The sequence below is a fragment of the Klenkia sp. PcliD-1-E genome, assembly GCF_024124375.1.
Classification (GTDB): domain Bacteria; phylum Actinomycetota; class Actinomycetes; order Mycobacteriales; family Geodermatophilaceae; genus Klenkia.
Genome location: NZ_JAMXRZ010000163.1, coordinates 1 through 7,219 on the forward strand (window position 1 = coordinate 1; position 7,219 = coordinate 7,219).

General features: G+C 75.9%; 9 protein-coding genes and 3 tRNA genes. 2 read left to right on the forward strand and 10 right to left on the reverse strand.

Annotated elements, in window-relative coordinates; translation table 11 throughout:
* The 7 genes from NH342_RS20985 to NH342_RS21015 all read right to left on the reverse strand — a co-directional run.
* A partial coding sequence (locus tag NH342_RS20985; RefSeq protein ID WP_253017976.1) for a ferric reductase-like transmembrane domain-containing protein occupies nucleotides 1–531 on the reverse strand: 531 nt, incomplete at its 3' end.
* Nucleotides 528–1,466, reverse strand: coding sequence for an FAD:protein FMN transferase (locus NH342_RS20990; RefSeq protein WP_253017978.1), 939 nt, complete (start codon nucleotides 1,464–1,466; stop codon nucleotides 528–530). The genes NH342_RS20985 and NH342_RS20990, both read right to left, overlap by 4 nt.
* On the reverse strand, nucleotides 1,463–1,753 hold the full coding sequence (locus NH342_RS24390; RefSeq protein WP_253017980.1) for a hypothetical protein: 291 nt from the start codon (nucleotides 1,751–1,753) through the stop codon (nucleotides 1,463–1,465). The genes NH342_RS20990 and NH342_RS24390 overlap by 4 nt, the downstream gene beginning before the upstream one ends.
* A 91-nt stretch (nucleotides 1,754–1,844) precedes the next feature.
* Nucleotides 1,845–1,918 (reverse strand) — tRNA-Phe (locus tag NH342_RS21000).
* Nucleotides 1,919–1,947: 29 nt separating this feature from the next.
* Nucleotides 1,948–2,021, reverse strand: a tRNA-Asp gene (locus NH342_RS21005).
* A 22-nt stretch (nucleotides 2,022–2,043) separates the two neighbouring features.
* Nucleotides 2,044–2,116 (reverse strand) — tRNA-Glu (locus NH342_RS21010).
* 83 nt (nucleotides 2,117–2,199) lie between these two features.
* On the reverse strand, nucleotides 2,200–2,784 hold the full coding sequence (locus NH342_RS21015) for a hemerythrin domain-containing protein (RefSeq protein ID WP_253017982.1): 585 nt from the start codon (nucleotides 2,782–2,784) through the stop codon (nucleotides 2,200–2,202).
* Between the two features lie 109 nt (nucleotides 2,785–2,893).
* Here NH342_RS21015 and NH342_RS21020 point away from each other — a divergent pair, with 109 nt between their 5' ends.
* Nucleotides 2,894–3,544: a hypothetical protein gene (locus NH342_RS21020; RefSeq protein WP_253017984.1), complete on the forward strand. Its 651-nt coding sequence runs from the start codon at nucleotides 2,894–2,896 to the stop codon at nucleotides 3,542–3,544.
* Here the strand turns inward: NH342_RS21020 and NH342_RS21025 are convergent.
* The 3 genes from NH342_RS21025 to NH342_RS21035 are packed head-to-tail and all read right to left on the reverse strand — an operon-like array spanning nucleotide 3,541 to nucleotide 5,959.
* Nucleotides 3,541–3,852, reverse strand: coding sequence for a hypothetical protein (locus tag NH342_RS21025; RefSeq protein WP_253017986.1), 312 nt, complete (start codon nucleotides 3,850–3,852; stop codon nucleotides 3,541–3,543). The two genes, NH342_RS21020 and NH342_RS21025, sit on opposite strands and share 4 nt — an antisense overlap.
* 18 nt (nucleotides 3,853–3,870) lie before the next feature.
* Nucleotides 3,871–5,430 (reverse strand): metallophosphoesterase, encoded by a 1,560-nt coding sequence (locus tag NH342_RS21030; RefSeq protein WP_253017988.1) that lies wholly within the window; start codon nucleotides 5,428–5,430, stop codon nucleotides 3,871–3,873.
* A gap of 34 nt (nucleotides 5,431–5,464) precedes the next feature.
* Nucleotides 5,465–5,959 (reverse strand): GtrA family protein, encoded by a 495-nt coding sequence (locus NH342_RS21035; RefSeq protein ID WP_253017990.1) that lies wholly within the window; start codon nucleotides 5,957–5,959, stop codon nucleotides 5,465–5,467.
* Nucleotides 5,960–6,110: 151 nt separating this feature from the next.
* Between NH342_RS21035 and NH342_RS21040 the strand changes: the two genes are divergently transcribed.
* A complete protein-coding gene (locus tag NH342_RS21040) occupies nucleotides 6,111–6,965 on the forward strand; it encodes a hypothetical protein (protein WP_253017992.1) in 855 nt (284 codons plus the stop codon).
* The last annotated feature ends 254 nt before the right edge of the window (nucleotides 6,966–7,219 follow it).

The following is a 7,219-nucleotide window of genomic DNA, read 5'->3' on the forward strand; positions in this document are numbered from 1 at the left end:
CCGGCCGGCGACCGCCACGGTCGAGGCGACCGCGACGGCGACCGCGCAGCCGACCGCGCCGGCCAGCAGCCAGCCCGAGCCGAGGTCGGTGCCGGCGCCCAGGCCGTGCACGAAGGCCAGCGGCCACAGCGCGTAGGAGGTCCAGTGCACCCCGCGCCAGAGCCGCACGGGCAGCCGCCCGCGAACGAGGCTGGTCACCACGACCAGCGCGGTGAGGTCGATCGCCAGGGTGCCGAGGCCGACCCAGAAGCTCTCGTACCCGGCGACGAAGGGGACGACGGTGTCCAGCCAGCCGATGCTGACGTAGCTGTCCACCACCGCGCTGACCACGTGCACGACCAGCAGCACCGCCGAGACCAGCGAGACGTTGCGGTGCAGGCCGACCGTGCCGAAGCGCGGCAGGCCGGGCAGCCGCACCTGCCGCTGCACCAGCACCCCCAGCACGACGACCAGCGTCATCAGCAGCAGCGAGACCAGGCCGGTGGCCCGGTTGAGGTACCAGAGGAAGGCGCCGTCGGAGAGCACGCTCACGCCGGCCACCCCCCGCAGGTGACGACGTCGCCGTGCTCGGTGACCAGCCGGGCGGGCAGGCCCAGCTCGCGCAGCCACGGCAGGGCGGCGTGCCCGCGGACGACGGCGGCGGTGCTGACGGTGTTGGCGTCGGTGCAGCTGCCCGCCGCCACGCTCACGGTCCGCCAGACGGGGGCGGTGGGCCGGCCGGTGCGGGGGTCGACGAGGTGGTGCACCTCGACGCCGCCGCGCAGCCAGCGCCGGGCAGCCGTGCCGGAGGTGGCCAGCCCGCCGTCCACGACGGAGACGGTGGCCGAACCGGGCGGGGGCGGGGCGTCGGGGTCACCGGCGACGTCCTCGACCCGGATCCGCCAGCCGCCCTCGGGCGCGGGGCCGGCGACGGCGACGTCCCCGCCGATCGAGACCAGGGCACCGGCGCCGGTGCGGGCGGCCACCGCGGCCGCGGCCCGGTCGGCGGTCCAGGCCTTCGCGGTGGCGCCGAGGTCGAGCCGGGTGCCCCACGGGATGCGCACCCGGTCGCCGTCCAGCTCCACGGTCCACCAGCCGGCGGCCGGGACCAGCGCGGCCGGCACGGCACCGGGGTCGACGCGGTCGAGGTCCCGGTCGTAGCCCAGCGCCAGCAGGGCGCCGCCGACCGTGGGGTCGACGTCCCCGTCGGTGAGCCGCGCAGCCCGCAGCGCGACGGCCAGGGCCTCGGCGAGCAGCGGGCCGACCGGGGTCCAGTGGCCGGCGGCCGTGTCCACCGCGGCCAGCTCGCTGTCGGGCCGGAACCGGCTGCAGGCCCGGTCGACCGCGTCCAGCTCGGCGGCCACGAGGGCGCGGGCGGCGTCCAGGGCTGCGGGGTCGGTGACGGCAACCCGGACCCGGCAGGTCCAGGCGGTCCAGTCGGCAGTCGCGACTCCCGCTGTGGGGGCGTCGTCGCGGAGCGCGGTCACGACGACCCGCTCGAGGTGTGCGCCCGCCCGCCGTGGCCGCCGGAGACCCCGCCGGTGGGGCCGGTGGGGCCGACCGGCGCGGTGGGCCGGTCGTCGTCGCCGGGGACGGCGGTGCTGCCGCTCTCCGTGCCGGACGGTGCGGTGTCCTCGGCGGCGGCAGCGGCCGGGTGGGCCTGGGCGACGACGACGGCCAGCGCGCCGGTGCCGACCAGGGCTCCGCCGGCGACCGCGGCGGTCGCCAGGCGCACGCGGCGGGTGCCGGTGCTGCGGGGATCGGTGGGTTCCACGGGTCCTCCTCGGGGTGTCGAGGAGGACGGTGCCCGGCGACCTGATGGCCAGGCGGTGGGGATCGTGTGCGGAGTCTGTGCGACTCGGGGGTGGCCAGGGGCGGGGTCGAACCGCCGACCTCTCGCTTTTCAGGCGAGCGCTCGTACCGACTGAGCTACCTGGCCCCAGCCCGACATCCGTGGACATCGGTCGGCGACCCTGACGGGACTCGAACCCGCGACCTCCGCCGTGACAGGGCGGCGCGCTAACCAACTGCGCTACAGGGCCTTGCTGAACTTCCGGTGGTGCGTGCCCCCAACGGGGTTCGAACCCGTGCTACCGCCTTGAAAGGGCGGCGTCCTGGACCACTAGACGATGAGGGCTCGTGCTCGCTGGAGGCAGGGAGAACCATACATGCCCGCCGGGCCCCCTCGTGACAGGGGGCCCGGCGGGTCACCGGGACGGGTCAGTGCGCGGTGACCGACGACTGGTCCACCGGGTGGTCCACCGGGTCGCCGGCCGGCGAGGACCGGTACTGCTCGATGTACTCCTCGGGGTCCTTGTCGTAGGTGATGCCCTCGCCGGAGTCGTGTGCGTAGCGCCAGTCCAGCCAGCGCAGCGCCAGCTCGGTGCGCAGCTCCACGGAGGCGTTGCGCCGGAAGTCCGGGAGCGCGTCGTGCTCCTCCTCGGCGAGGTGGTCGTCGTTCTCCTCGCGGGCCTTGCGCACCGCGGCCCACCAGGCCTCGCTGCCCGGCTCCTCCTCGTTCGCCTTGGCGACGGCGTCGCGGATCTCGTTGTGGTCGCCCATGGCGTCGTCGGTCTCGTCGACGGCGTCGCCCTCGGAGGAGTCGTCGTCACCGGAGTCGCCGTACTTCAGCAGGTAGGGGTAGAACACCTCCTCCTCGCAGGCGGCGTGGACGTCGAGCATCCGGGCCAGGCCCTTCCAGACCATCCCCAGCGCCCGGGGGTCGTCCCAGACGTCGTCCAGCAGGGCGAACTGGCGGCGCATCGTGTGGTGGTCCTCGAGGACCAGGTCGCAGACGTCGAGCACGGGGGGCCTTCCGGTCGGGGATCTTCCGGGGGCAGCTCTCCCCGGTGCGGACGGCGGCCAAACGGCAGGGCACCCTCACCTGGGCCGGTGTGCGTGCCACCCTGGCCGCATGCGCTCCGGAACCCTCGCCCGCGGTCTGGCCGCCGTCCCGCTGTCCGCGCTGGTGCTGCTCACCGGGTGCGGGGACGGGGGGACCGACGAGGCGGCGTCGACCAGCACGTCCTCCAGCGCCCCCGCCGCCCCGACGACGACCGTGCCGCCGACGACCGTGCCGTCGACGACGACCGGCGCCGTCGACGAGGTCACCGACGCCGCACCGTTCCCGGCCGACACGTCCCCGTCCACCGCGGACGCCGTCGCCGGCGAGGGCCCGACGGTGGTCACCGACGTCCGGCAGGGTGCCCAGGACGGCTTCGACCGCGTCGTGCTCGAGCTGAGCGGCACGGCGGTCCCCGGGTGGGACGTCGGGTACGCCGAGGCGCCGACGCAGGCCGGCAGCGGCACGCCGGTGGAGCTCGCGGGGACGGCGTTCCTCCGGGTCACCCTCACCGGCACCACCAACCCGTACGAGGCGCCGGGGGTGACCGAGGTCGCCCGCGGCACCTACCAGGGCCCCGGCGAGGGCCCGGTGCTGGCGGTCTACTACGACTCGGTGTTCGAGGGCCAGGCGCTGGTCTACGTGGGCCTGGACACCCGGCGACCCTTCCGTGTGCAGGCGCTGACGAACCCGACGCGGGTCGTCGTCGACGTCGCGCGCTAGCCGAGCGAGGCGGTCAGCTCCACCCGGCCCTCCTCGACGCTGGTGCAGGTCAGCGAGAGGGGGCCGGCGCTGACGCTCTCACCCGTCGCGCAGGACACCTGGGCGTCCCCGACCGACAGGGTGGCCCGGCCGTCCTGCACGCCGCCGAGGACCACCGACGTCCCCAGGACGGAGGCCTCGGCGCCCTCGCCCTCGATCGTGGCGGTGCACGAGTTGCCGGAGCAGGAGACGTTGCTCGACGAGCAGCCGGCCACGGCGACCGCGGCGAGCAGGGGGACGGCGAACCGGACGGCGCGAGGGGGCGTCATGGCCGGGAAGCGTAGGGGTCAGCCGGTGGGCAGGGCGGGGACCGCCGCGCCGGTGACCGGCGCCGGGGCGGTGGTCGGCCCCTGGACGGGTGCGTCCGACGGCGCACCGGGCGCGTCCTCGTCGGCCACCGGCAGCGGGTCCGTGTAGGTCCGCTGGATGGTGACCTCCGACTGGCCGAGGCCACCGAGGGTGATCTCGTCGTAGGCGGTGAGCTCGCCGGTGGTGCGGTCCAGGTACAGCACCGTGCAGCTCAGCGGTGTGGGGTCCTCGCCCTGCAGGCCGCGCAGCCCGGCACCGCCGGTGGAGCCCTCCACCATGAGCCGGGTGCCCTCCTCCATCACCGACACGTCGCGCTCGTGGGTGTGCCCGGCCAGCACGAGGGGGACGACGCCGTCCAGCGGCTCGGCCTGGGGTGGCTCGTGCACCAGGGCGATCGCCGGCGGGCGGTCCAGCGTGGCGATGTAGTCGGCCAGCTCCTCCCCGGACTGCTCCAGGCTCTCGGCGTCCTGCGTGCCGGACTTGTCCGGGGTGAACCGCGGGTCGGCGGTGCCGGCGACGACGATGCCGTCGATCCTGGTGGAGGAGTCGTCGAGGACGGTGGCGTTGGGCTGGGCGGCCACCGCGGCGGCGGTCAGTGCGGAGTCGTGGTTGCCGCGCACGTAGACGTAGGGCACGCCGAGGGTGCCGATCCAGTTGAAGGTCTGGTTCTCCGCGGCGCTGCCCCAGTCGACGATGTCGCCGGTGTCCAGCACGCCGTCGATGCCGAACTGCTGCACGACCCGCTCGACCAGGTCCGCGCCGGCGGGGTTGAGGTGCAGGTCGGAGACGTGCAGGAGCGCCACGGTGCCGGCGGTGCGGCGGGGGTCGGGCAGGGTGGACACCGCGGAGTAGAGGGTGCTGACGTTGGTGACCAGGTCCTCGAGCGAGGCGCGGTAGGCGTCGTAGCGCGCCACGATGTCCTGCGCGGAGCCGATCAGGCTGTTGGCGTTGACCAGCAGGCCGGTGTAGGTCGGCTGCGAGAGGGCCTCCGGTCGCCAGGTGGCGGCCCCCAGTCCCGCGGTGCCGGCCAGGAGCGCGGCGGACAGCCCGAGGGCCACCAGCGGCTCCCGCCGCCGGCGGAGGACCACCAGCGACAGCACGACCGCCCCGCCCGCGCCCGCCGCGGCGGTGGTCCAGGCCAGCCGGACGACGGCCGCCCGCAGGTCGGCGCTGACCGTGTCGACGATGCCGTCGAGCTGGGTGGGGTCGGAGGCGAGGGACTGGACCCGGGCCTCGTCGACCCGGCGCAGCTGCACGTCCAGCCGCAGCGGGCCGTCGTAGGCGTCGACCGCCAGGGCGCCCAGCGGCGGGATCTCCACCTCCGCCCCGCCGGACGCGGCCGGGGTGAACGCGACGGTGGCGTCGAAGGGGCCGATGGGTGCCTCGACGCGGCCGAACAGCACCACCCCGAGCGTGGCCCCCACGACCGCGACGACCACCCGCTGCGTCCACCGCAGCGTGCGTCGCGTGGCCGGGTGCTCGCGCAGGTACCGGGCGCGGCTCTGCACCCCGGTGGGCGGGGGCGCGGGCTCGGTCACCGGACGACGGTAACGCGGTCCGGGACCGGCCGGATCAACCGCCGCGCAGGGTCCTGGTGGTGAACACCCATGCCCGCAGCGCGGCGAACCGGCACAGCCCGATGGCGCCGGTCACCGCGCCGATGAGCAGCACCTGCACCTCCCAGGAGGTGACCCCGGCCAGCTCGTCGAGCCCGGCCAGCGCCAGCGAGGTGGCCACCAGCCCGACCGCGGCCAGGCCGCCGCCCTCCCACTGCGCGGTGAACCAGCCGACCCGGCCTCCGGCGTGGAACGTCAGCCGGCGGTGCAGCTCGTTGGCCAGCAGCGTCGAGCCGACCGCGCCGACCAGGTTGGCCGGCTGGTCGCCGATGCCGTCGAGGGCCACGAACAGCACGGCGTACAGCAGGCTGGACACCGCGCCGACGGCCACGAAGCGCGCGAACTGGGAGCGGCCGTCCTCGCCGTCGCGCAGCCCGGCCAGCAGGGTGCCCAACCGCGACCGCTCGGACTCCTCCGCACGGGGGCGGTGGAGCAGGGTCGGGCAGGTCACGTCGGTCTCCGGTCGCTCGGGGCAGGTGGTCAGCACCTGCCCGCAGTCTTCGAGGTCAACCGGCGTCGCGGTTGTGCATTCCCGGTGGACGAGCCTAGACCGGTGATGGTTGTCACACGCAACTTGAACTCCGGTCCTAGGGTGCCGGTCCATGAGGGGTGCGCCGGTCGCCGTCGCCGCCCTCGCGCTGCTCCTGGCGGCGTGCTCCGCCGGCCACGCACCGACCGCGACGACCGCCACCCCGACCCCGGTCCCCGCCGCCTTCCCCGAGGTCCCCGGGATCTCCGGCGAGGTGGTGCGGCTGCGCACCGACGAGGCCCTCGGCGGCCAGGTGCAGGTGCGGCTCACCGACACCGGCGACGTGCCCGTCACCGTCACCGCCGTCGCCCTGGTCAGCGACGCGTTCGCCGAGCAGCCGCCCAGCGAGCAGACCGCCCGGTACGCCCCCGGCCGGACCATCGACCTGCCGGTGCCCTTCGGCGCGGTCGACTGCGCGGCCGACGTGCACCCGCTCGGCGCGCGGGTGCAGCTGGACCGCGGCGCCGGGCCCGAGGAGGTCGTCGTCCCGCTGGCCGGCGACGCGATGGACCTGGTGGCCGCGGAGCAGTGCGCGGCGCAGCGGCTGGCCGAGCACGTCGCGGTCACCGTCGACGGCTTCACCGAGGGCGGCTCCGGGGAGGACGGCGACGACGTGCGCGGGACCGTCGTCCTCACCCGGGTCGACGAGGGCGGGGAGGTGCGGGTCGAGGCGCTGGGCCGCAGCGTGCTGCTCGAACCGGTCGTGCCCGGCCTGCCCGCGACCCTGGGCACCGACGAGCAGGAGCTGTCCCTGCCGTTCACCGTCGGGCCGGCCAGCTGCGACCCCCACGTGCTGGCCGAGACGAAGAAGCCTTTCGTGTTCCCGCTGACGGTGGTGGCGGCGGGGGAGACCGCGGTGGTGGACCTGCCGCTGTCCGACGCCCAGCGCGGGCGGCTGCAGGCGCTCGTCGACCGGGTCTGCGGGTAGGGCCCGGCCCCGGACGCACCTCAGGGGGGAAGGGGCGTCCGGGGCCGGGGTGGAGCGCCCGCGACCGCGGTGGGGGGCCGCGGCGCAGGCATGGGGGGTGACCGGAGGGGGCCGGTCACCCCTGGTCAGGAGGTGTGCAGGGCGCGGGCCCAGCCGGCCGCCGTGCAGCCGACGCGCAGCCACAGGTCGACCTCGCCCGGGACGACCAGCGCCCCGGCGACGACGTCGGCCGGGGCCCGGTGCGGGAGCCGCCA